The 26,214-nt window shown below is 47.6% G+C and carries 15 protein-coding genes; 2 read left to right on the top strand and 13 right to left on the bottom strand.

The annotated features are described in order from the left end of the window. Positions 1–635: 635 nt before the first annotated feature. The 5 genes from L3C95_RS32595 to L3C95_RS32575 form a co-directional block, all read right to left on the bottom strand. Positions 636–2,165, bottom strand: a complete 1,530-nt coding sequence (locus L3C95_RS32595; protein WP_236394869.1) for a RagB/SusD family nutrient uptake outer membrane protein — start codon at positions 2,163–2,165, stop codon at positions 636–638. Positions 2,166–2,190: 25 nt separating this feature from the next. Next, the gene (locus L3C95_RS32590; protein ID WP_236394871.1) at positions 2,191–5,745 is read right to left on the bottom strand and encodes a SusC/RagA family TonB-linked outer membrane protein; all 3,555 of its coding nucleotides are present in this window, start codon (positions 5,743–5,745) and stop codon (positions 2,191–2,193) included. Then, entirely contained in the window at positions 5,736–6,707 is a 972-nt protein-coding gene (locus L3C95_RS32585) for a FecR family protein (protein ID WP_236394873.1), read from the bottom strand. The genes L3C95_RS32590 and L3C95_RS32585 overlap by 10 nt, the downstream gene beginning before the upstream one ends. 15 nt (positions 6,708–6,722) lie before the next feature. Then, on the bottom strand, positions 6,723–7,328 hold the full coding sequence (locus L3C95_RS32580; RefSeq protein ID WP_236394874.1) for an RNA polymerase sigma factor: 606 nt from the start codon (positions 7,326–7,328) through the stop codon (positions 6,723–6,725). Between the two features lie 133 nt (positions 7,329–7,461). After that, complete coding sequence (locus tag L3C95_RS32575) at positions 7,462–8,661, bottom strand: GTP-binding protein (RefSeq protein WP_317207727.1); 1,200 nt, start codon at positions 8,659–8,661, stop codon at positions 7,462–7,464. A 438-nt stretch (positions 8,662–9,099) separates the two neighbouring features. Here L3C95_RS32575 and L3C95_RS32570 point away from each other — a divergent pair, with 438 nt between their 5' ends. Then, positions 9,100–10,563, top strand: coding sequence for a S8 family peptidase (locus tag L3C95_RS32570; RefSeq protein WP_236394876.1), 1,464 nt, complete (start codon positions 9,100–9,102; stop codon positions 10,561–10,563). A 158-nt stretch (positions 10,564–10,721) separates the two neighbouring features. Here L3C95_RS32570 and L3C95_RS32565 read toward each other — a convergent pair whose 3' ends face one another. From L3C95_RS32565 to L3C95_RS32550, 4 genes are all read right to left on the bottom strand, one after another. Beyond that, positions 10,722–11,429 carry a LytR/AlgR family response regulator transcription factor gene (locus L3C95_RS32565; RefSeq protein WP_236394878.1) on the bottom strand — a complete coding sequence of 236 codons (708 nt, stop codon included), beginning with the start codon at positions 11,427–11,429 and terminating at the stop codon, positions 10,722–10,724. Further along, positions 11,401–12,486 carry a sensor histidine kinase gene (locus tag L3C95_RS32560; protein WP_236394881.1) on the bottom strand — a complete coding sequence of 362 codons (1,086 nt, stop codon included), beginning with the start codon at positions 12,484–12,486 and terminating at the stop codon, positions 11,401–11,403. Before L3C95_RS32560 ends, L3C95_RS32565 begins: the two co-directional genes overlap by 29 nt. Positions 12,487–12,501: 15 nt before the next feature. Beyond that, on the bottom strand, positions 12,502–13,728 hold the full coding sequence (locus tag L3C95_RS32555; RefSeq protein WP_236394883.1) for an acyltransferase family protein: 1,227 nt from the start codon (positions 13,726–13,728) through the stop codon (positions 12,502–12,504). A 499-nt stretch (positions 13,729–14,227) separates the two neighbouring features. Continuing rightward, positions 14,228–14,911: a hypothetical protein gene (locus L3C95_RS32550; protein ID WP_236394884.1), complete on the bottom strand. Its 684-nt coding sequence runs from the start codon at positions 14,909–14,911 to the stop codon at positions 14,228–14,230. 98 nt (positions 14,912–15,009) lie between these two features. On the opposite strand from L3C95_RS32550, the gene L3C95_RS32545 reads away from it, so the two are divergent. Further along, positions 15,010–16,359, top strand: coding sequence for a sigma-54-dependent transcriptional regulator (locus L3C95_RS32545; protein ID WP_236394895.1), 1,350 nt, complete (start codon positions 15,010–15,012; stop codon positions 16,357–16,359). Here the strand turns inward: L3C95_RS32545 and L3C95_RS32540 are convergent. The 4 genes from L3C95_RS32540 to L3C95_RS32525 form a co-directional block, all read right to left on the bottom strand. Beyond that, positions 16,350–18,191 carry an OmpA family protein gene (locus L3C95_RS32540; protein WP_236394887.1) on the bottom strand — a complete coding sequence of 614 codons (1,842 nt, stop codon included), beginning with the start codon at positions 18,189–18,191 and terminating at the stop codon, positions 16,350–16,352. The two genes, L3C95_RS32545 and L3C95_RS32540, sit on opposite strands and share 10 nt — an antisense overlap. Positions 18,192–18,206: 15 nt before the next feature. Continuing rightward, positions 18,207–19,205 carry a type IX secretion system membrane protein PorP/SprF gene (locus L3C95_RS32535; protein ID WP_236394889.1) on the bottom strand — a complete coding sequence of 333 codons (999 nt, stop codon included), beginning with the start codon at positions 19,203–19,205 and terminating at the stop codon, positions 18,207–18,209. A gap of 38 nt (positions 19,206–19,243) precedes the next feature. Beyond that, positions 19,244–24,331, bottom strand: a complete 5,088-nt coding sequence (locus L3C95_RS32530; RefSeq protein WP_236394891.1) for a gliding motility-associated C-terminal domain-containing protein — start codon at positions 24,329–24,331, stop codon at positions 19,244–19,246. A 410-nt stretch (positions 24,332–24,741) separates the two neighbouring features. Further along, a partial coding sequence (locus L3C95_RS32525) for a T9SS type A sorting domain-containing protein (protein ID WP_236394901.1) occupies positions 24,742–26,214 on the bottom strand: 1,473 nt, incomplete at its 5' end.

Here is a 26,214-nt window from a genome sequence, read left to right as displayed (position 1 = left end):
TAGGTTTATCTGCGATGAATATAGTGAAAAGATGATAAAAAGCAAGGGAGGTCTTTATGGCCGGTGGAAAAGGAACACTGAATGTACCATCAGCTGTAAAGTCAATTCTGCACCTCCGCAATAAAACTGTAAAGTTTTTCTGTAGTAAACCATGCTGTTTAATGCCGTCTTGATACCGCTTTGATACCGCTAATCCTACGTTGATCCTACGTTCATGAACGTAGGATCAACGTAGGATTAGCGGTATCAAAGCGGTATGAAAGCGAGTATCAGGTACATAAAAGTAATCCGATCCACTCCGGTACCAATCCGGTACCAACGGTGTACCAATGGCCTCATCTTATGTTCATCTTACGTTCAAAACGTAGGATGAACATAAGATGAGGCCATTGGTACACCGTTGGTACCGAACCCTTACACAATAAACCGGGTAACAAAACATCAATCAACCCCGCCAGGGGTTGTGTGTTTGTAGCGCGGGGTTTCAACCACCCGGTTCCCAAAAATGGGCACAACCCCAAAACGAAAATGCAACGCCCCGAGGGTCCGGAATACAATTTCCCCGGTCAATAATACGCATAAAAAAGGGGGCGCCCCTTTTACGGAAGCGTCCCCTGTTGCATTCATCTATCGTATTAATATCCTGTATTCTGATACATTCTTACAGGATCTAGTTTATACTCGTCAAACGGAATCGGATAATACCGGTCTTTTGTTGAGAAATTGCTCAACTTTGCAATACCAAAAGACGCCTGGTCTTTTGCATGGAAATAATCCACCAGCTCCTGTGTGGTGAACGTGCGCAGCAGGTCGAACCAGCGGTGATTTTCAAACGCCAGCTCCACACGGCGCTCATGCAGAATAGCCAGTTTCAGTGTGGGGAATTTTGCGCTGTAGGCCGCATCCTGCATAGCGGTTGCATAAGCCGGCATGCCAGCTCTTTCACGCACCATATCGAGGAACTGGATAGCTGTGGCATTGTCGCCCAGGTACATATTCACCTCCGCCAACATCAGGATGACGTCTGCATAACGGATCAGGATAAAGTCGTTACCGCCATACCCGTTCTTGCCTGCGGCATCGCTGACGTCACGGTATTTGGTGATGTACCAGTCCTTCACGTTGCTCGCATTGGCGAAGTGTACGGAGAAATCCTTTCTCAGATCATTGTTCTCATACTCATTGATCAGGTCTCCGGTTACGTTACCACCTACACCGCTGGCGGTTTTCTGTGAGTTGATGGTCTCGCCGTTCGCCTGGTTACTGGCTGCAATATTGGAAGCATACGTTGCATCGCCTTGTTTGTACACGATCTGGAGGATCAGCTCAGGACAAGTGCCTTTTTTATCTACACTGAAAACGTCCGTATAAGGGATCTCTTTCAGCGCGCCGAACTTACGCATGTCGTAACATGCCATCAGGTATTGTTTTGCCTTCGCGAGATTTTCGTCACGCTTGCCATTATCGATGGTAAGCGCCATGGTCAGATATACCTGACCCAGTAATGCGTTACCCGCAGCTTTGGATACCCTGCCAACATTAGTGCCTGTCTGGAAATTGGGCAGGGAACTGTTCACCACATCCAGCAGATCGGCAACGATCTGGCTGTACACGGCAGTATCTTTTGAACGGAAGGTATTAGCCCTCACCTCATCGAGCGTCATTTGTTTTGTTACCAAAGGCACATCGCCCCATTTGCGCACCATGTGGAAATAGATCAGTGCACGCACGAACTTCGCCTCAGCAGCATAACCTTTCTTTGTATCCTCACTGGCGAAAGTGACGTTATCGATGTTGGATAACACCAGATTGGCCCTGGAGATCACCTGGTACATGTCTACCCAGTGCGACTTCAGATAGGTATTGCTTGGCAGCAGCGAAAAATCGCCAAACTGGAAAGGCTCACCGGCGTTCGACTGGTTGTCGTTACGGCCGGTATTGTCAGAACGTTCTTCCGAAAACAGTCCACTGCTCTCCCCGAGCGCATTATTGCTTCTCAGGGCCTGGTAAACACCATTCACGGCCAGCAGTACGTCGTTCTCAGTCTGGAAATAATTACCCACCGTCTGGCTGTTTGGATCCGTCTGGTTGAGGAAATCCTTGTTACATGCGGATGTTGCCAGCAGAGCTGCAAAACCCAGTATAATCGAAATATTCTTCTTCATTCTTTTTTGTTTAAGCGTCAATAGATCAGAAAGCAAGTTTAACACCGGCATTATAGGCACGCACCAGCGGATACATACCGTAATCAACGCCAGGCGCCAGGTTCGGGTTAGTACTGTTTCCGTTAAAATCTACTTCCGGGTTATACCCTTTGTATTTGGTGATGGTGAATGCGTTGTCTACGCTCGCGAATATGGTTGCCTTTGTCACACCCAGTTTCTCCTGTAAGCTGCGGAACCTGAAGTTGTAACCCAGCACAATATTGGTACACCTGAAATATGATGCATCCTGCAGGTAGAAGGTAGACAAGCGGGTGCTGTTACTCTGTGTGCCTGCGCGGGAAGCACGGTATACTTTGCCATTGCCCGGCTGACTAACAGAACGGAAGCGCTGTGCTACATCGGCATACTGGTTGCCGGAACCTTCCATGTTGTACAGGTAATAATCCTGCCCGTCCAGCACCTGGTTGCCGTAAGAACCATTGAAGGAAGAAGAGAAATAAAAGTCTTTATAAGTAGCAGACAGGTTAAAGCCGTAAGTAAACTTCGGATAAGGATTGCCGATCACATCTTTGTCAGCATCGTTCACCACATGATCGCCATTCTTGTCATAGAAGTACAGGTCGCCCGGATGTAAAGGGTTAGAGCTGGAAGCTGAAGGCGCCAGTGTTTTATAATTGGCCTCTGTAGCCACGCCCAGCACCCTGAAACCGTAGAACATACCTACCGGCTGTCCGGCCTGTGTAATGTGCGTCAGATAAGAACGCTCCGCACCTGCGGTGAGGATCGTATTTGCACCTCCCATGTCCAGTACCTTGTTACGGTTCACGGAGATGTTACCGGCGAAGTTCAGGCGGAAATCATTGCCATCTATCACTCTTGCATCCAGCTGTAAGTCAATACCCCTGTTACGGATCTTGGAATCACGCAGGTTGGTCAGCACGGTGGTAGCACCGGCAATAGCGGAGATGGGCTGATTGAACAACAGGTTATAAGAATAACTGAGGTAGTAGTTAGCGATCACATTCAGACGGCCATTGAACAATCCGATGTCCAGACCACCGTTATACTGTGAAGTAGACTCCCAGCCAATCTTCGGATCTTTGATACCACCTGCGAAAGTGCCGGTATTCACGGTACCGTTACCCAATGGCACACCGGTAGGCGTACCCATTACCTGGATAGAGTTGTAGTTACCGATGTTATTATTACCGCTCAAGCCCCAGCTGGCACGCAGTTTCAGTGTAGAATGCTGTCCTAACCAATCATGGTAGAATGATTCATTGGAGATGTTCCAGCCCGCTGCTACTGAAGGGAAGTTACCCCAACGATTTTCAGGCCCAAAGCGGGAAGATGCATCAGTACGGAATGAGGCAGTCAGGTAATAACGGTTATCATAATTGTAGTTGATACGACCCAGGTAAGACACCAGTGTATAGGTATACTTAGAGGCCGTTGTCAGCGTGAAGAGTGCAGCGTCCGCACCTTTAGCGTTCAACTCCTGGATACGATCGTCCTGGAATCCCTGGGCTTTTACTTCCAGGATGTCGCCGGTCGTTTTCTGTACGGTATAACCACCCAGCACATCTAACTTATGCTTGTTAAACTGTTTGCTATAGTTGGCGGTGAACTCACCCAGCTGATCGGTGATGCCGGTGTTCTTCGCTTTTGCGTTCGCGGCAGCCTTTGCCTGTGTGGAGTAAGGTGCATTTACACCGCTACTCAGACTGGTCGGATAATAATAGTCATACTTCTCAGCATAATTGGTCATACCCAGGTTGGCCTTCACAGACAATTCCGGCAGCAGCTGGTAAACAGCATAACCATTGTAGGTACTGCGATTGCCTTTACGACGGATGTTGATCTCCTGCGCAATGGCTAATGGATTTTCAAAGCTGTTATAACCGTAGGTAGCAGACAGCGCAGCCACTTCATTCTTCACAATCCTGCCATTGTCGTCATATGCACGGTAAGTAGGCAGCATCAGCAATGCAGCCATAATCGGGTTATGGTCCCAGCGACCTTCCTCTGTTTCCTTGTTCTGGTTGTTAGTATAGGAAACGTTCATACCCGCTCTCAGCTTTGAGTTGATCTGACCGTCAATGTTTGCACGGAAGTTGATCTTTTTAATGCCAGTATTCAGGATAATACCATCCTGGTTCTGATAGCCGCCGCTGATATAGTATTTTACTTCTTTGCTACCGCCGGAGAATGACAGGTTATGACGGCTGAATATCGCATTGCGATACAGCAGGTCCTGCCAGTCGGTATTGTATTTCGGCTTGATCATTTGCTGACTGGCGAAGTCGTAAAAGGTCGGATCGATCTGCACAGAGTTAGCGTTACCCACTTTCGCCACACGCGTGGCGTTGTCGTCAGAGAACATCGCATCAGTCCACTGTAGCCCTCTGTTTACCACCAGGTCCTGGTAGGAGTTGTTCCTGCCGTCGATCATCAGCTGTGCAAATTCGTCTGCATTCAGGAGCTTTACTTTCCTGGCCAGCTGGTTTACACCTGACTGAATATCATATTCAAACTTACCTTTGCCTTCCTTACCACGTTTGGTAGTGATGATCACCACACCGCCGGCAGCGCGGGAACCATAGATAGCCGCAGAAGCAGCATCTTTCAGGATATCGATAGACTCAATATCCTCCGGGTTGATATAAATATCATTATCCATCGGATAACCATCTACTACATACAGCGGGTTGGAACCGGCATTGATGGAACCGATACCACGTACACGGATTTTCGTGCTGGCATAAGGCGCACCGCTCACCTGCGATACCTGTACGCCTGCTACTTTACCTACCAGGGCCTGCCCTACGGAAGGAGATGTCAGGTTCAACTCACTTGCTTTCACACTGGAAATAGCGCCGGTTACATCGCTCTTCCTGACGGACTGGTAACCGATAGCCACGATCTCTTTCAACTGACTGTTCTGCACTTTCAGTTGTACATTGATCATGTTTTCAGCACCTACAGTTATCTCCTGCTGAGCGTAACCGATAAAGTTGTATACCAGCACATCACCGGTATTGACAGCAATGCTGTATTTACCACCTGCATCGGTGGTCGTATTTTTCCTAGTATTTTTCTCATGAATGCTTACACCGGGTACCGGCTGATTGTTTTCGTCAGTCACTGTACCCGATACTACGATCGGCGTAGCAGCAATGGCAGCCACGGGCAGCACTACTTTTTCCACCACCTTTCTTTTTTCCAGTTTCAGGAAGATGTGGCTCTCATCCACCTGCTTTACTGTACCCTGGTAATCTTTCAGCAGGTCCTGAAATACGGTAGACAACATTTCGTCATCTGCCTTGTAGCTTACAGGTTCCATAGCATTGATTGCAGTAGCATTGTAGCCTACGGAAAGGCCTGTCTTCTGCTCGATAAGCAGGAACACATTTTTGAGGGGCTGATTTTTTACGTTTAAACTGATACGCGCTTTGCGTACGGTAACAGTGACATACTGATTCTGCACATCATTTGCAAAACAGATCACATGAGCAAAAAGAAATAAGACGAGCAGTCGTAACTGCCGCTTTGTTGTTGGCGCATTACATTTTATTCGCATGACGAAATATTGATTTTTATTTCATTGTTGTTTACGACATAAGAGATCCCCGACAGCTGCTGTAGCAGCACCAAAGCTTTGTCCAGCGGTTCGTTCTTTAACTGCAAAGTGTAACGGCAGTTGTGCTTCGCCTTGCCGGCGAGCGTAATATGTGTATTGTATTGTCTCCCTAGTATTACTGCGATCTCTTCCAGTGATGCCTGATCAAAGAATAATTTGTTCTGTTGCCAGCCTGCAATTTCATCGGCTTTACAGGGCTTTAGTTCATGCTTACCCGACGTCGCTTCATAGGTCAGCAGCTGGTTTTTAGTCACACCGGGAGCCAGCACCTCCGTATGGCCCTGCTCCTGTTTCTCGATGCGCACCTTACCATTCAGTACTGCCACCTGTAAGGCCTTGTCCCCAGGATATGCCTTCACGTCGAAAGCAGTACCCAGTACTACTGTGCGGACATCTCCGGTATGTACTATAAATGGCTGTTTACTATTCTGTTTGACATCAAAAGTTCCCTGACCTGTAAAAACCAGCTCTCTTGCACTATCGCCAAAATTAGAGGGAATACGCAGCGTACTGCCCCCGTTCATGGTCAGCGTACTACCATCCGGCAGGGTCAGTTTTTTACGTTCACCGTTTCCTGTTGTAAACGATGAATAAGTGACAGGGACCGGTGCTTTCATATAGAACCTGTATATAAAAAGCAGACTGGTAAGCGCTACCACCAGTACAGCAGCCGCGCTGAGCATGATATATCTTATAGATCCTCCCCTGCGTGGGAAGAGCGTGTGCATCGTATTGACCACCACCTCATCAGCAGCAGTTTTCACCTCCCCGCTATCAGGCAGTTCTTCAAAACTGTCGAACCACGCCTGTATACGGGCAGTTTCCTCCGGTGTACACCCACCGGCACGGTATTTTTCTAAAAGCGCTAACAGCGCGGCTTTGTCTGATGATGATGTTCCCATTCATCAGTAAAGTCCTCAAAACTGAAAAGTGGTACCGTTAAGGAATTGTAAACTCAATGTTACCAGAACGTAAACAAGCATCAGGAAAAAAGCGGCCAGGCGCAGGCGGATGCGTTTGAGTGCAAGGGAGAGGTTATTTTTTACTGTTTGCTCGGAAAGGCCGTACTCACGGGCTATTTCAGGGATAGATTTGGATTCCCAGCGACTGGATACAAATATCTTACGCATGGTCTCATTCATCCGGGAGATCTCTGTTTCTACTTCTTCCCGGATCTCCATAGATATCAGCTGGTCTTCTACAGGGTATGTGGTGGGTTCGTCCTTTTCCAGTAGAGTGGTTTGTCGGGCCAGTAGCTTTTTGTTTGCTATCTGCCAGTCGATAATCGCATAGTGTACAGACCTTTTCAGATATGCTGTTATATTATTAATAGTATGCCGGTTCTTCCAGCAGGAAATAAATACCTCCTGTAACAGATCTTTTGCATCATGTTCACTACGGATGCGCGTGTAGATATACTTGTACAGCTGTACATTATACCGATACATGATCGCCTCAAATGCTTTCTCATCGCCAGTTTGTGAAAGTGATAACAATTCCGCGTCTGTCAGGTTCTCTATCATAATTGTTGGCCGATATGCGGCACTAAATTATAAAGCGACCTTTTACTTATATGTTATGTTTACGTTAACTGGCGAAAAACAATAAGGGGCCGGCTCAAAAGACCAGCCCCGTTCCTTCATCATCTCTGTCAGGTTACAGGGGGAAATCGTCAGGAAAACTTCCACCTTTTTCCATTATTACAAGTTCTGCTTCATTACACAGACAATCCTCCAACTCCTTTATAATAGTATCTTTATCAAGACGGCTGCCAATGATGACAAGTTCGTTGTGCCGGTCACCAAAACGTTTGTCCCATCTGTCTTCGATCTCATCTTCGTTATCAAGGAATGATGCATAACGTATCCGCTCACCGTAAGGCATGCTGGACCACCATACCCCAGCACGTTCAGCACGCAGGCTACCGCCGGCCTGACTCCAGTTCAAGGCATCATCTTTACGTGAAGCCAGCCAGAAAAGGCCTTTACTGCGGATGATATTAGAATGCCAGTCGTTGTTCAGATATTGCCAGAAGCGTTCCGGATGAAATGGCTTTCTGCTACGGTACACAAAACTGCTGATACCATATTCCTCTGTTTCAGGCGTATGATGTGATTTGTTCAGTTCTTCGATCCAGCCTGCGCTCTGACTGGTTTCTTCAAAGTCAAAGAGACCGGTGTTCAATATATGCTGCAACGGTACCTTACCGAAAGAAGAAGGGATGATGCGGGCATTGGCATTCATCTTCCTGATCACTGCCTGTAACATGCCCAGTTCTTCAGGAGTAACAAGATCGGTTTTATTGAGGATGATGACATTGGCAAATTCGATCTGGTCTGTCAGCAGGTTCACGATCGTCCTGTGGTCGCCTTCCATATCCGTGACCTGCCTGTCCTGCAGTGATTCAACACTGCTGAAATCACGAAGGAAATTAAAACAGTCCACTACCGTAACAAGGGTATCCAGTCTTGAAAGCTGGCTAAGATCTATGGCGTTCGCTTCATCCTGATAGCTGAATGTCTGCGCAACAGGCAGCGGTTCACTGATACCGGAGCTTTCTATCAGCAGATAATCAAACCTCCTCTCTTTTGCCAGCTTCTCTACTGCTATCAGGAGGTCTTCGCGCAGGGTACAGCAGATACAACCATTGCTCATTTCTACCAGCTTCTCTTCCGTGCGGCTGAGTGTCTGTTCATTCCTCACCAGTTGTGCATCGATATTGACTTCGCTCATGTCGTTCACAATAACCGCTACTTTCAATCCTTCTTTATTGTGAAGGATATGATTGAGCAAAGTAGTCTTGCCAGCGCCGAGAAAGCCACTCAGCACCGTAACAGGCAGTCTGTTCGGGATCATATGTTATAGTTATTAAAATAGAAGGTCCGTACCGGGATAAAGGGTACCCGGAAGCGTCTGTACAGCGCTACTGCACTGCACTCTATATCATTTGCATCTTTGTTGCAAATGTATACTATTTAGCATTAAAACCAAATCATTGTTAAAATGATTTTTGCTTTGCAATTCGCGACGAGAAAGAAATTGTGGTTAAGGCAGGGGAATGTGCAGGAAGCGTTGGTCGGGGGGGCTTTTTACCGGCCACTGGCTTGGGGTTGCAGTTTGCTGCCACGTTTCTTGCTGTTTCTGGTGTCGTTGTAACTGGTGTCTAAGCCACACCACTTCTGTCCGGAAATGGTATATCCCAACAATTTTCCGTAAATTAATAGTAAGAACCCAAACGTATCAACAGCCACGTTATCTATCAGTCAGGATTGTTAATCAAATAAAACGTAACAGATGAGGACCCCTTATTTTCTAATGGTGGGCGTAGTCGTTATACTGTCCACTTCCTGCCGTAAAACAGATACCCTTCCATTCACACCTCCCCGGCAAGACCCGCAGGAGATCATTCCCAAGTCAGCTATCAATGCTTTTGTGAACCAGCAGCTGGAAACACATGGTTATTTCGATTGGAAGATGGCCAGCGACACCATGGTCTGGAGCGCACTGCTGCATGGGGATAGTATTTTATCTGTAGGATATTCCACGGCATCCGGCGCAGCCGAAATACTACAAATGATCGGAGAAAAGGAAGGCAGCATACAAAGAACGGACCTGCGTACTTCCACTGCCGACAAACTACGGTTCCTGAACGTACGCATCAGTCATTTTGAAACAGTCAGGGCTTTGCGTACCTCCTCTAAGGTGCGTTATGCAGAACCCATCGGTTATGGGGCATTTATGCGCGATATAAGCCCAAGAGACGCCGCAGCGGCATCAGACATCCTTGCCTCCGGTTGTGGCTATAATTCGGCTAAAACTGACCTTGTAGCGGGTGCTGATTATACGGTGACATCCCCCGCCGCAAAACTCTCCTGGAATTATCCCTATCATCGGATAGAACAGGCCTGGCAGCGGTCCACCGGACAGCATATCAAAGTAATGATCATTGATACAGGTGTGAGTCCGCAGCAGGAAAATCTGGGCAGTATGTTCAACCAGGGCTGGTCTGCCGGCAGGACCATACAAAAGATCGGCACTTACTATAACGGTAGTCCTGACGATCCCTGCGGACATGGCACCAGCATGGCAGGTGTATTGGCAGGTCCGCGAGGCACCGATGGCAACACAGCGGGCATTGCCTATAACTGTGACCTCATTACTGTACATGCCGCCGAGAATGTGGTGCTGCTCTCTACTGATGCTATCAATGGCGTTACCAACGCCTATGTAGTGGGAGCTGATGATCCGGCAATACGGATTATCAGCATGAGTATGGGTACCGTCTTTAGCTCAGGCCAGATCAAAGATGCCCTCGTTTATGCATACGGTAAGCAGAAACTGATGTTCTGTGCTGCGGGTACGTCCACTTCTTTCTTTGCCAGCTTTGTAGGCGTCATCTTCCCCGCTAATCAGCCACAGGTGGTGGCAGTGACCGGTATGAAAGATAATCTCAGAGACAGGTGTGACAATTGCCACACGGGTAGTAAAGTGGACTTCGCCATTGTGATGCAGAAATCTTCTACTGGCAGGAATCCGCTGAGTATTGCCATGAGTGGCGACATTCCTTCCACGGTGGGCGGTTCGTCAGTGGCAACCGCCAGCTGTTCGGCTATTGCAGCACTTGTATGGAGTAAATATCCAGGCTATCCTCGGGACAGTATCATTGCCAGGATGGCGAGAGCATCCAGCTTTGCGAATAGCAGGAGCAGTAAGTTCGGCTGGGGGATTATTAATGCGGATGCGGCAGTTGGTTTGTGATCATCGCTTGCAGCTACATACCCCTTTAAGGACGAACCCCGGTGTATGTGATCAGGTAACGACAAACAATGCTGCTGTCGACAGAGGCATTGAATCGCAGCAGTGCTGTATTGCTGACTATTTTTCTTATCCTGCAGCATGTGACCGTTAGCTTCTGATCATCGTTTAAGGATCTTATCCTGCAGGATGCGCTGCATGATCTCATCTTTCTGGTAACGGGACACGGGCACCTGGTATCCGGAAAGTCCGAGCGTATTGCCTTCAATGGCATCGATCTTGTCGACAGCGACGAGGTAAGACTTGTGCGGCTGTACAAATTTATCAGCCGGCAGGCGTTCCTGTAGCATCTTTAGCGTAAGGTGTGTGATCAGCTTCTTTTCTTTTGTGTAGATAACGATGTAGTTTTCCATCCCTTCTGCAAATAGTATATCTGCTATCACTACTTTCTCCAGCTTGTTGTCCACCTTTACGAAAAAGTACTCCTGCTGCGGTTTTACCTGCTGTTGCAGGCTGAAATAGTCAAAAGCCTTATTGGCAGCACGCATAAAGCGATCGAAAGAAACAGGTTTCAGCAGATAATCCAGCACCTCCAGTTCGTAGCCCTGTACAGCATATTTTTCGTAAGCGGTGGTGAAGATCACTTTAGGCGGATTGGCCAGTGTCTTCAGGAGGTCGATGCCTGAGAGATAAGGCATTTCTATATCCAGGAATAAGAGGTCTACCTGTTCCTGTTTAAGGAAGGTGTTTAACTCTACGGCGCTCTCGCAGGTACTTACAAGTTCCAGAAAATCGATCTGTCCTATGTACCCCTGTAATCCTTTTCTTGCATAGGGCTCATCATCCGTGATGACGCATCTGATCTTCATCTGCTTCTGTTATTATGGTCTGGTAAACGACAGGTTCAGTCTCTATAGATAACGCCACACTGAAGGTACGTTCTGTCTTATTGATCTCAAATGTATGTTTTCCCGGGTATAAAAGTTCCAGCCGGCGTTTCAGGTTCTCCAGCCCTATACCGCCAGCTTTTGCGGGCATCCTGATCTTAGGGATCGCGTTCTCCACACTGAAAAGTATCCGTTTCTGTTCCAGTGATGCATGTATATTGATCCAATATTCTCCGCCTACATACTTGAATGCATTTTCTACCAGGGGGAACAGCAGTAAAGGATAGACCTGTTGATCGTACAGATCCGGGTCCAGGTGGAGGTTTAGTACCAACTTATCTGAGGCCCTTACCTTCTGCAGATTGATGAAACTGTGCAGGTATTGAATTTCATGCCGGATAGAAACGGTTTGCTGCTGATCGTACAACTGGTAACGGAGCAATTCAGAGAACTGCTCCACACTTTTCTTGGCAGCGTTGACGTCTTCATCCATCTGGAAATAAATAGTATTAAGCGCGTTAAAGAGAAAGTGGGGATGCAGCTGCGACTTCAGGAACTTCAGCTCGGCCTGCAGCTGATTATTCATTACCTCCTGGAGCTTCACCTTGTTATTTACATACGCCTGCAGGAAAGTATTACTCCGGCTTATACCGTAATAGATCAGTGAATATAACAGGGGTATTACGTTAATATCCGCCACGTCATACCATTGCGCCCCGTCATCAGTAAAAGCGGCCATGGGCAGCATGAAAATGTTCTGAAACAGCACAGTCATCAGGGTAATAACACCTGGTTCTTTCCATACCCGCTGCCGGTAATCCATCTCTGCCCAATGTTTATCAAAGTACCTGTACAGGTAATGGTGGGCGCCTATCAGGAGATATCCAAAAAAGATGGAGGCGCTGATCTCAATGATATTCAGACCCAATGTCCTTTCCCAGAATTTCATACCAGTAACAGTATCCAGCAAAAGCCGGATACTGAAATAGGTGATCAGGCCATAAAGGGCCGGGAAATAATATCGACGGAAATTACTCATGCAATAGTTATTTCATTATGATACTGGCAACAAGATTCCCTCTTCTGTTGTTTCTTTTTTTTCCTGTTGTTGTTTCCTGTCTTTAGCTTTCGCCAGTGGTTTCATACCGAATAAAAAGCGGCAAACGGGGTAAGGCTTTATCAGCAAATGGAAAATACCCATTGACAGGATAAAGGTACATATCACGATGAACAGGTATTTTGTACCGATCGTATCCGACGTTTGCACAACATAATATGCAAGGATAACGATAATTGTCTGATGTAGGATATAAAAAGGATAAACAGCCTGGTTCAGATAGATCAGCGAGGAATGTGGCTTGTCGAGGTATTTCTTACCATAGCCGATAGCGGTCAGCACCCATCCCCAGGCACAGATTGCCCGGAGTGCAAGGAACGCGTAAGTACGCGGATCATGTTCCCAGTTGGTCAGCGTGTCCCATGGTTCCAGATCATTCCAGCGCACGTAATTGAGGGCTATAATAGACAGAAAGGCGACCAGGAAGGAAGTGCTCCGGTTATTTTCCAGGCTGTTCATCAGTGCAGGTTGTGCAATACAGATAAAACCCGGCAGCAGGAAACATAACCAGTAGAAGAAATAACACCAGTCATGCACCAGGTCGTTCGTTTCAGGATACTGCCTTGCCAGCGATGCGTAGAGCACAATACCGGGCACTGCCAGCAGGTATACCCTTTTGCCCTTTTCCAGCCATTGCAGCGCAGTGCGGAAGGCAGCGCCTTTGGCAGAGACGATCCAGACGAATACGGGTGCAAAAAGAATATCATAGATCAACAGGTAAACTACAAACCACAGGTGATGCCAGCTGATGTCTCCCTTAGGATAGGGCCCCGTTGAAAACATTTGGCCGTAAAACTGCCAGAAATTGCCCTTAAAGCCTTGTGTGACACGTTCCAGGTAAACCTGCGGCGGAACAATGACGAGGATACCAAGGATCACCGGTATAAGCAACCTCCTGACACGCAGGCCGATAAAACCACCGCCTGTACGGTTTTGCAGCATGAAGTAACTGACGGTACCGGAAATGAAGAACAGTAATGGCATCCGGAACAGGTGCATCCAGTATACCATTTCGAGGAAAAGGTTACTGGTTTCCCTGTTCCGGATGTGCCATTCCAGATCAGCTCCAAAGGGCATGGCAGAATGAAAAACCAATACGCCAAAGATGGCCAGTATACGCAGCCAGTCGAGATAGGCTTGCCTGGTAGTGGTATGAGTTTGCATAGCGGGGATGTTTTATCCAAAAGTATCCCTGCCGGCATACCTGTTAAACTTTCTTTGACGTATGGCAGGCTTCCCGGGGTCAATAGCATTATTTACCCTGGAGAGCACCGGTTTTCTGGTTATTATAGAGATAAACTCCGAAGATGGGAATTGGTTATAAACACCAATACGGTTCAAATAGGATATAACTCTGTGAAGGCGATAGGCATGAAGTCAGCGGCTATGAAAAGTAAGACGGTGGTGTAGCGCAGATGAAAGGGTTATGCCAGTCTGCGACAACCATTTAGCAAATCAAATATATGGAAAACGATTGAAAATTTACATGCCGTTTATCCATCTTTTAATCTCAAATAAAACAAAATGCTATCATGAGTATTTTTTCTTATGATAGTATGGTTGTGGTTGGTATTAAATGTCTACCATAATAATCGCTTTGTACCTGCAGAACAATGACGATTAAAACATATCTAATAAATGTCAGGATACAACGACGAAACAACTATTCGAATAAGGGCGTGGAAAATCGTATAGTCCGAAGAACATCTGCAGCATTCTCTATAAAGTGAGTGCTGATTGAATCCTGTTTATCGGTGATCAGTTTACACTCAAACTCTATTTGAGAAGTTCTCACACAAGTTTCTGCCTTCAGCAGATAGGTGTATCTTTTCGTTTCGGGATCGTACTCACACGTACCAAATGCAAACAACGGCCTGTCACCAATTTTGTAAGTGGTATCCAGCACAAGACATTTTAAGGCTGGTGGCCAGAATTTCATATTTTCCCTATCATCTCCATAGCGTGACTTGTCCTTATATATCTCAGGTCGATCAAAGTGCGCACCCTTACGAACAGGACGGTCGTAAGGATGGGGGTAGGGATGATAAATGATGGTAAGCTGATCTATTGAGTCCTTCGGGAGGAACCAGAGATAGCTCCGTTCCATTTTTATCGGAGATGACTTAGGTTGAAAACGACATTTCATCTCATCGCAGGGCACACAATCTGAATGATGCAGCCAGGCGAAGCCAGTATCATACCGCTCCGGTATATACATCGTCATTACACCAAGCGTATCTTTTAATTTTACGGCTACTTTCCGTGAGTGGGCAGGTATAAATTCCGGCATCTTCATACTAAGACACCCCGCACAAAACAACGCAATGATGACTAGAACGTTTCTCATAAGTATCAGGATAATGCCACAAGATGATCATTTCCCCTGACATTTCCGAATCAGATAAAGATCCCCAGGAATATGTAATTTTGCCGGCAAATGATCTTATGAACGGAACTGTTCTTATAATAGATGACGAAGAGAAGCTGCGTAGCCTCATGAAGAGGATTATTGCATTGGAAGGCTTTAACGTACTGGAAGCAGGCAATATTAAAAGTGCGCAGAAGATAATCGACAAGGAGGAAATTGACGTGGTGCTTTGTGACGTGAAACTGCCTGATGGTACTGGCGTCGACTTCTCCAAAACGCTGAAAGAGAAATATCCTGCTATAGAAATCATCCTGCTGACAGCCTACGGGAATATCCCTGACGGCGTACAGGCCATTAAGAATGGCGCCTTCGATTATCTCACCAAGGGTGATGACAATAACCGCATTATTCCGCTCCTGAACAGGGCTGTTGAAAAGGTCCGGCTGCAGAAACGTATCGAAAAACTGGAAAGCCAGGTAGGCAAAAAGTACAGTTTTGACAGCATACTCGGTACTTCCCGCCCTATCCGCGACGCTATTGAGCAGGCCAATAAAGTGGCTCCTGCGGATACTACTGTTCTGTTACTGGGAGAAACCGGTACCGGTAAGGAAGTATTTGCGCAAGCTATTCATAATAATAGTAAGAGAGCAGGTAAACCTTTTGTTGCTTTAAACTGTAGTGCATTCAGCCGGGAGCTGCTGGAAAGTGAGCTTTTCGGTTATAAAGCCGGCGCCTTCACTAACGCCAACCGCGATAAAAAAGGCCTGATCGAAGAGGCCAACACCGGCACCATCTTCCTGGACGAAATCGGAGAGATGCCTCCGGATCTCCAAAGTAAGTTGCTCAGGGTACTGGAAACGAGTGAATTCATCAAAGTAGGCGATACGAAGCCCACTAAGGTCAACGTCAGGATTATTGCAGCTACTAACCGCGATCTGAAAGAAGAGGCCGAAAAAGGGCATTTCCGTGAAGATCTCTACTATCGGCTGAACGTCTTTGCCATTACCCTGCCTCCGCTAAGAGAGCGAAAGAAAGACATCCCCGCGCTGGCCGAATTTTTTGTAGGTTTCTTCTCTGCCAAGACTAACCAGCGCAGACCACAGATCACGCCTGCCTTTATCGAAAAGCTGCAGCTCCACGAATGGAAAGGTAACATCCGTGAGCTGAAGAACGTCCTCGAAAGAGCCGTGATCCTTGCCGGAGGCGCTGACTTATCCGTAGAACATCTCCCGCTCGATCTGCAGATTGCAGATAAATCGACCTCAGGACTTTCATCCTTTGATCTTGCCAGCGTGGAGAAGCTGCATATTATCAAGGTATTACATCATACCAGGAACAACAAAACCGAAGCTGCCCGCCTGCTGAATATCGGCCTGGCTACCCTCTATCGCAAGATCGAGGAATACGGGATCAATACTCAGTTATAAACTACACGCAGCATCGTTCTTCTGTTCTCCCGGTGTTCCGTCTCCTGACATGGCACACCATTTCCGCAGGGATTGACCAGTTCTTTTTCTCCCAGGTTCTCATAATAGAGCCTGCGGGGCGCTACACCTTTTTTGATCAGGTAATCTATCACCGCATAACAACGCAGGGCCGACAGTTTGATATTGTACTCGTCCGTGCCACGGCTATCCGCATAGGAGCGTATCATCAGTTTCCAGCCTGGATACTGTAATAGCACCACTGCTACCCTATCCAGCATTTCCCTGGATTCGGTGAGCAGTATGGCGCTGTTATAATCATAATGAAAGCGTAGCTCCTGCAGCTTATGTATCACTGCACTGTCGGTCGGACTGAGTGTTGGCTTAGGGGGCGTATTATCGGCAACCGTCCTATCAGGCGCTTTGGTAGTAGTATCCGGAGCAGGTACCGGTGCTGGCGGTTTGCCGGCAGACGGATCGTTCAGCTTTTCTGTAAAATGTGTTTCCAGGAAACGATAGATATCATCCCCTCCTCCACCGCCGTGGCGATTAGATGCGAAATAGCCTTCATAGTTATTGCCTTTCATAATAAAGCCCAGGTCATCCGCGCCTGAGTTAAAAGGGCTGCGGAGATTACGGGGCTGGCCCCACGTTGCGCTGCTTCCTTCTGCCCGGAAAATGTCAAAGCCGCCCATTCCGGGATGGCCTTTGCTGGAGAAATAAAGTACGTCCTGCTCATTAATAGTAGGAAAAGTCTCATCATACCGGGTGTTGATCACCGGTCCGCAGTTAACGGGCGTGCCCCATTGGTTATTGGGTAACCGTTCACTATACCAGATATCCATTTTACCAATACTTCCCGGCCTGTCAGACACAAAATAGATAACACTGCCGATACTGTTCAATACGGCATTGCCGGTATAACTTCCGGCAGCGTTCAAGGCCGTAACGGGAGCCAGCGGAGACCACTGGTCCCCTTTCCTGAAAGACCAGTAAAGGGACATTAAACGGCGTCCGTTCACAGGCCCTTTCTTTTTCTTGTCCGCCATGTCTTTATCGTCTGCATTCAGCGTGACGTATATAGTATCCTTCCTGTTATTATAACATACAGGACCTACATGGTAGGGCAGCTTACCCAGGAGATCAGGTAACACTTCTTCCAGAAAGGTATTTGCCCTGCTACCCGGGGCATATTCCCTGAAAAGGTATGGTTTAAAGTAAGGTTGATTCACCCTCGGGTCCATGTCAGGATTCCGCTCTGATCCTGTCGTCAGGGCCATTTTGCGGTACCCGTTGGATTCAAGCAAAAGCCCCTCTTTCATCACCCCGCTTACCCAGTCATCGCCTACGGTGCTCAGTTCCCTGATATTTTCCAGTGCATAGGTTGCCACCGTATCTTTCTTCCACAGCAGTGCACTGTCACAACCCGCAATGGCCATATTCTTCCACTGGGTCTCATCTGCGTTGGCAGGATTGAAACGGGACAGGTATAACCTGGCGGTATCATATTCTCCCAGGTTCTTCTGGATCTCACCATATGCAGCCATAACAGCAGACGGGCAGTCAGGATGCTCGATCATACGCATATACCAATACCCTGCTTCTGCAAAGCGGGCCATTTCCCGGTAACACTGTGCTGTCTTCTCCAGGAGTTTAAGCGGCGCCCTTTTACCTTTCTTATTTGCAAGCCTGCCATACAGATTGACCGCAACGGCGTATTCTTCCCGGATAAATGCCTCATCTCCCAATTCCATCAGGCTTTTCTCTTCCTGTGCATATAAGAGCACGGGGCAACAAAGTAAAATGATCAATTTAACGAACTTGCAACGTAACATGTTTAATCCCCCCTTTTAAAAATATCGTGGACTCGATGTACTAAACTTCTTCTGCGGGAATAGAATACCCAGTGATATCTCATGCGATCCACCCTGTGTTCCCGCCAGTTCATTTATATTTAAATCATAAGCATACCCTACGCGCCATTTCCCTCCAATATAGTATTCGACAATGGCGCTCGCAGCGTTCAGCGATTCCAGTCCATCCGGCAATTGTTTCTTCCACACAGGGACGGCCGTACGGAAAGAACCACCGATCCAGAATACCCGGTCGATCAGCAACATGGCATTTACATCCAGGTTGGTAGGCCCCTTAAAATCATCCTTGATCATGAGAGACGGTTTCAACTGCAGATGCTCGGACAATGGCAGCATCACACCAGTCGTCAGGTAGATATGCTGCGACTTCCGGATATTCTGATAATTATATCCCTTCCACGCATATTTAGTACTGGTATACCTGCTGAACAGGTCCATGACTGACAGCCCTACATAAAATGAGGGCGCGTGATAATAGACGCCAAACCTCGCATCGGGTGTATAGGCATTCACCCCACCTCCGGGGAAAACGGGATCGTCGTCATCAAAGTATGCCAGGGTATTCCCTTCCAGATGATACTGCGTCACCCCTGCTCCCACACCGAAGCATAAACGGCGTGTCTGCTCCGCATCCAGCGGAATGCGGTAGGCATAAGAAGCATAAAAAGAGTATGACTTTTGTGGTCCCGCCATATCTGCCATCAACTGCACCCCGAGTCCTACACCTGCCCCTGTTTTCAGCGGGCGAAACGGACCATCATAAGATACTGCCGCAGTGATCGGCGCACCAGGAAAACCTGTCCACTGCTGCCGGTAGATATTGTTAAGATACCAGGCATCTTTATACCCGGCATAGGCAGGATTTACACTCAGGCCATTAAATACGTACTGGCTGAATTGCACATTCTGCTGGGCGCCGGCGTGTATTCCGGCGATGATCAGTAAACCCGTAAACAGTCCTTTTCTTAAGCACATAACTGTTTGTTTTGTAAAACAAAAAATGTCCTTATTCATCAGTTTCGTTTTATCACAATCCATCCTTTGTATAATTTTATTCCTGCCGCTAATTTCAACTCCAGTTTATAATAATAAGTGCCTTCACTTAGTCCCTTCGCCGACCAGTCATTCTGATATGCCTTCGACTGGTATACCATACTGCCCCAGCGATTGAATACATATAAAGCAGCAGGCGGATATTTCTCCAATCCTCTGATCACGAAGTATTCATTCTTACCATCCCCGTTGGGACTCATGGCATTCGCAAATTCAAGATCACCTCCCGGCAGGGTGCCTATAACCGTACCCGGTGTACCACTGCAATCGGGCGCATGAGGATCGCAACCCCATGTAGGTATATCTGTCTTCCCGTCAGATGCCACAGCGGTGTTGGTGATAACCGCTCCGGAATCCAGCTTATCATCCACCTTCACGGTAAACGTAAGGTCTGTAACAGCGCCTACAGCGATATCTCTGACCTCCCACGTAACCGTGTTGCTGCCTGCATTGAAGACACCATTCTCGCCGGCACTCCCGAAAGTAGTGAGCGCAGGTACCGGATCCGTCACGGTAATAAGCGGCAGCTTAACGTTGCCTGTATTGCGTACGTGGATGGTATAGGTCAGTATTTCCCCCGGACTAGCCTTATCTGCGCCGCTTGCGGTAACGACTCCCTTCCAGGCTTCAAATCGCACCAGTGTATCCACCTTCACATCTGTCGACGGACCAGCCGGAGGATTGGGCATCGGGTTATTCGGATCATTAGGATCGGCAGGGTGTGTAGGCTCATTGCCTTTACCACTGCCATTATCTACATCCGCAGTATTGGTAATACTCACTGCCCCTGTCAGGTCTTCCACCACTCTCACCGTAAATGAACGGGTAACATCAGCGCCACCAACAGGTATCTGCGCGATCGTCCAGGTCAGTTTACCGGCAGAAGGCACTATACCTTCCTCAGCACTTACAAATTCCGTATAGGCAGGAATATCGTCGCTGATCACCACGTTCGTCAAAGTGGCATTGCCGCTGTTCCTCACATGAATGGTATAGGTGATCTCATCTCCGGTTGTAACACCTCCATTAGCTCCCGTTCCGGTATAGCTGGCGCTCTTCCAATTGTCGGAGTGCTTACCATTATCTACCGGCACTTCCGTAGAAGGATCATTCGGATCAGGATTCGGATGGGGGTTATTAGGATCATTGGGATCAGATGGTGTGGTAGGATGACCACCGGTACCATTACCATTATCTACATCCGCAGTATTGGTGATATATCCTGCACCGGTGAGATCGTTTACCACCCGTACCTTGAAGCTACGCACAGCATCTGCGCCCAATAAAACTTCAGGGATCGTCCAGGTAAGTTTACCGTTGCCGTCAGGTGTAATACCACCGTCTGCACTGATGAATGCCGTATAAGCAGGAATAAGATCAGAGATCAGCACATTCTCCAGTTTCACATTACCGGTATTACGCACGTGAACAGTGTAAGTGATCTCATCGCCCGCCTTTACCATACCGTTCATACCTGTACCTGTGTAAGCCGCACTCTTCCAGTTCACGGAACGTTTATCCTGTTCAACCGGCACTTCTGTGGACGGATCGTTTGGATCAGGGTTCGGATGCGGATTGTTAGGATCGTTGGGGTCTGGTGGTGTACTAGGATGTTCACCCGATCCGTCTCCGTTATCTATACCGGCCGTATTGATAATGCTGGTAGCGCCTGTGAGGTCAGTAGCCACTCTTACGACAAAACTGCGGGTCACATCTGCGCCACCCACCGGGATGTTGGTAAGGGTCCAGGTGAGTTTACCGGTAGCATCCGGTACGATACCGCCATCAGCGCTTACAAACTCCGTATAGGCAGGGATCTTATCTGTGACGATGACACTTGCCAGCGTGATATGACCTGTATTACGGACGTGCACTGTATAGGTGATAATATCTCCGGTTCTTACCTTTCCATTTGTGCCGGAACCAGTGTAGCTGGCGCTCTTCCAGTTAACAGATCTATTGCCGCCATCATCTGCCGGAATATCTGTGGATGGTTCATTCGGGTCAGGAGTCGGATGCGGGTTATTAGGATCGTTGGGATCAGGCGGCGTGGTAGGATGATCGCCTGTGCCGTCGCCGTTGTCTACATCAGCTGTATTGACGATACTGGTAACGCCGGTCAGATCGTTCACCACCCTCACCTTGAAACTACGCACAACATCCGGTGCGCCCACGGCGATACTCTGAATGACCCAGCTTAGTTTGCCCGCCGCATCAGGCACGATACCGCCATCTGCACTGATAAAAGAAGTATAAGCAGGGATCAGATCGCTGATGTTCACATTCGTGAGCGCTTCGTTACCTGTATTGCGGATATGTATGAAGTAGGTGATCTCATCTCCTGCCTTTACTTTTCCCCCGACGCCGGTACCTGTATAGGTTGCGCTCTTCCAGTTGGCAGAGCTCTTGTTATTATCCACCGGTACCTCTGTAGAAGGATCGTTCGGATCAGGGTTCGGATGTGGGTCGTTTGGATTGTTCGGATCAGGCGGCGTAGTAGGATGCCCACCGGTGCCATCGCCATTATCTACGTCTGCTGTATTGACGATAGTGGTAGCACCAGTAAGATCAGCCGCTACCCTTACCGTGAAGCTGCGCACTACATCGGCAGCGCCAACTGCAATAGTCGGGATCGTCCAGCTGAGTTTCCCGGTAGCATCAGGTACTATACCACCGTCGGCACTCACAAAGGTGGTATATGCAGGCATCATATCGCTGATCAATACATTTGTCAGCGTCACGTTGCCGGTATTGCGGATATGGATAGTGTATGTGATCTCGTCACCTGTCTTCACCTTACCATTTGTGCCGGTGCCCGTGTAACTGGCACTTTTCCAGTTAGCAGATTTCTTAATCAGATCAACGGGCACTTCAGTGGAAGGATCGTTCGGATCAGGGCTCGGATGGGGATTATTCGGGTTATTAGGATCGGGTGGCGTACTTGGATGTTCACCGGTGCCATCACCATTATCAACACCAGCAGTATTGATAATGCTGGTTGCCCCAGTCAGATCATTTGCCACTCTTACCACAAAACTGCGGGTCACATCAGCGGCACCTACAGGAATGTTTGTAAGGGTCCAGGTGAGTTTACCCGTAGCATCGGGAACAACACCACCATCTGCGCTTACAAATACAGTGTACGCTGGTATATTATCCTTGATGACAACACTGGGAATCGTTATATGACCGGTGTTGCGTACATGTATAGTATAAGTAATAAGATCGCCTGACTTCACTTTTCCGGCAGCACCGGAACCTGTGTAGCTGGCGCTCTTCCAGTTAGCGGATTTATTACCGCCGCCATCAACAGGTACGTCTGTAGATGGAATATTTGGGTCAGGAGTAGGATGCGGATTATCAGGATTGTTTGGATCAGGCTGCGTCGTTGGATGACCGCCCGTGCCATCGCCATTGTCCACTGATGCGGTATTTGTAATATTAGTAACACCCGTCAGGTCGTTCGCCACTCTTACTGTAAAACGGCGGACCTCATTTGTTACGCCTGCAGCTATCGCAGGGATTGTCCAGGTGAGTTTACCGGTGCCGTCAGGCACTATACCGCCATCCGCACTAACAAACTGTGTATTGGCGGGGATATTATCAGTGATGATTACATTGGTAAGATTAACATTCCCTGTATTGCGGACATGCACCGTATAGGTGATCAGCTCTCCCGCCTTCACGGGAGCTCCGGTAGCAGCACCAGGATAGCTGGCGCTCTTCCATTGCTGCGATGCTTTCACATCATTATCCGCTATTGTAACTGTACCTGGATTATTACTGCTGCCTATTGTCAGACCTGACAAACCCGTTAAGGTAGTGATAGTCAGGATCACGGTTTCCGGTCCCTCTATAGTCGCGTCATCCTTTACTGTTACCGGTATCGTTACATTGCTGGTGCCTGCAAGAATTGTTTTTGTCAGCGTGATCGTATTATAGTCCGCGCCATTTGTTGCCGTACCGGTTATTGTATATCTCACCAGCACACTTACGGCAGCAGCATATCCGTTTGGCCAGCCTACTGTGAAACTACCGTCATTACCAGTGCCGCCAGGCTCTTTCCCGTTGGCAGTACTCTGCACGCCAATAGGGACATTGATATCATCGTCTTCAATGAGAACAGTGGCTGTCTTCTTCGTTGGATTAAAGGAGAATTTTATATTGGATACCGCCGAGAAACTGTTGTCCTGAATTGTCATCTCCACTATTTCATTTCCTTCCACCAGCTGGTCATCGTTCACCCTGACCGGCAGTGTCAGGCTGTTGGTATTAGCAGGCAATACTACATCTCCTGTCAGCGTGGTATTATTATAGTCATACGTGGCGCCAGGGCCACCAGTAGCAGTAGTGGTACCGCCTATGGCATATTTCACATGGATATCTTCATTGAATGTAAGAGACGGCGGTAAACTGATGAGGAAGTTTCCGTCACTTGCGTTACCGCTACCCAATTCCTGTCCGTTGTTCACTCTCTCAATGCTGATGCGGTTATCATTATCTATGACGGTGGTGGTAAGTCCGCGGTGTGGTGTCAGGTAATCAACACCATCCGTTCCCTGGGCTGATGTCATTGTAATTTCAAGGTTCTCATCACCTTCAATAAATGAATCATCTATAGCAGCAATATCCAGCAGCACTTCTGTTTGTCCTGCAGGCAATATAATAGTGGTCTGTAAGGTGGAAATGTCTACACCATCGATGGCGGCGTTTGTCACTGTGGCATTGATGGTATAAATGATCTCTATGTCAACCGGCGCCACTGCCCCATTCAGCATTCTAAAGGCAATAGTACCATGACCGCCTCCTTCCTCGGCGCGTGCCACATCGAATATGTCCACACCGTCTGCCATTTTTGGAAGCGCGACGGCTGGTTGTTTCATCTTTCTGTCATCGGGCGGACGATTCATGGCTAATAGCCAACCACCTAAGAGTGTACTTAATGCCAATAGTATTACGGCACTGTACCATTTCTTTATAAACAGGGGAAGCAGCCGCCGCGAATATACAGGCAGGCAAGTGTTGTTAGAACCAGATATCTGATACATAAGGCAACAGCAGTTTAACGTATAGTATGCAGCATGCATCCTGGTCAGACAGGATGATCAGCATCTATCACGTAACAGAATATACGTAGTGTTAATATTTATTTCAGACAAACATTGGGTGCTACTATGAGTTTGTCTATAAAACGCTAACCTTACCTGGCAGCAGGCAAGTCAACAGGATACAGGTACTTGTAAAGTTGTGCATAGATTAAGGGTATTATAGGTGTAAAACTGATGGTTATTCGCTGTTATTGTTATTAATATAAAAATAATATAATTACTTAACAATAAGAAATAAAACTCATCTATAAAATACTATTATGGACAATTTTCTCACATGCTTCAAACGCTCTCCTGTAAAGGAAAGCGTCCAAAGCATGCAAGAGAATAAATATCCGGCTGTTATAATTTTATCTGACGAGTAACAGCCTGCTCGTATATGTGATTCCGTTAGCTTTTATGACACAGAAGTGTACACCTGCTGGCAGCGTCCCGCCGTCCAATGTCAACTTGTACGTTTCTCCCGATCGTACCTGCTGATTGAATAACAGTTTCTCCATATGTCCCTGGAGGGCGTTATAGATCTCTACTGTCACTTTTCCGTTTACCGGCGACTTGAACGTGATGAACGCTTTATCGACAAACGGGTTAGGATAAGTTTTGTATTCCACTGGCGGGGCTTTCGGGGCTTTCGCTGCTAAAGCCATAGTATTGGTAGCAGGTACTGCCGTCAACGTCAGTCGTGCGGTGTTCTGACATCCATTGCCTCTATCTGTTACGATGAGCTCAAATGTTCCGTTGACACCTGCATTACCAGACTGATATATCAGCGTTGCGGCTTTATCGCCATCTATCATCTGCCAGCTACCATCAGGCGAAGTCAGTGTCCATGCATACGTTGCGTTCACAACTGTCTGTGCTGTGATCACGTCTTCGGTCAGCGGTTCAGGCATTGCTGCAGGTGCATTAATAATTGCATCCGGCCGTTTCTTATCTTCTTTTACCTCTGTTTTCGTAGAGACGAAGCAGCCGTTGCCTGGATTTGTTACCAACAGTGTATATGTACCGGGTTTTGTAACAAAAATCGTTGCTGTCGATTCGTTATTGACTCCAGGTCCGGTCCATTGGTAGGTAGCGCCTCCGAGATCGGATCTGCCTTGCAGTGTAACGATGTCATTATCACAGGTCAGCGGCCCGTCGTTACTTACCTGTACGTTTGCAGGAGGTGTAATGTTCTGATCTACTGTTGTGGAAGTAGTAACATAACATCCATTCGCATTGTTGGTAACCTTCAACGAATAGGTACCTTTCGTATTTACATTCGCATCTTTGGTAGTTACACTGAAATTACCAGGTCCGGTCCACGCGTAAGAAACATTTCCGGTAGTAGTGTTACCTGTAATCTTCACCATCGTCTTTGTACAAATCAGCGGTCCGTCGTTGCTGGCCTGTACATCGGCAGGGAGTGTAATGTTCTGTATAACTGTTACGCTATCCTTCTTAAAGCAACCATTCGCAGCTGTAGCGGTTACATAGTATTTGCCATAAGTATTTACGCTTACCGGATTCTGACCAGCTGCAAACCCTGTCCAGGTGATGGTAGTGTTTGGCGTACCAGATGATGCGGTTAAGTTTATACTCTTCAGGTCACATGTCAGTACCTGCGGTGTAGCGATGGTCAGGTTTGGTTTGTTGATATCCTGAGCTACAGTTACACTATCTATGCTGGAGCAACCATTAGCAGTTGTCGCGGTCACATAGTACTTACCAGGAGCAGTCACACTTATCGGGTTCTGACCTGCAGTTCTACCTGTCCATGTGAAGGTGGTACCAACTGTAGTAGATGACGCCGTTAAGTTAATGCTTGTCCTATCACAGGTCAG

The organism is Chitinophaga filiformis (genome assembly GCF_021646545.1).
GTDB classification, from domain to species: Bacteria; Bacteroidota; Bacteroidia; order Chitinophagales; family Chitinophagaceae; genus Chitinophaga; species Chitinophaga filiformis_A.
This window is presented reverse-complemented; position numbering and strand designations above follow the sequence as displayed.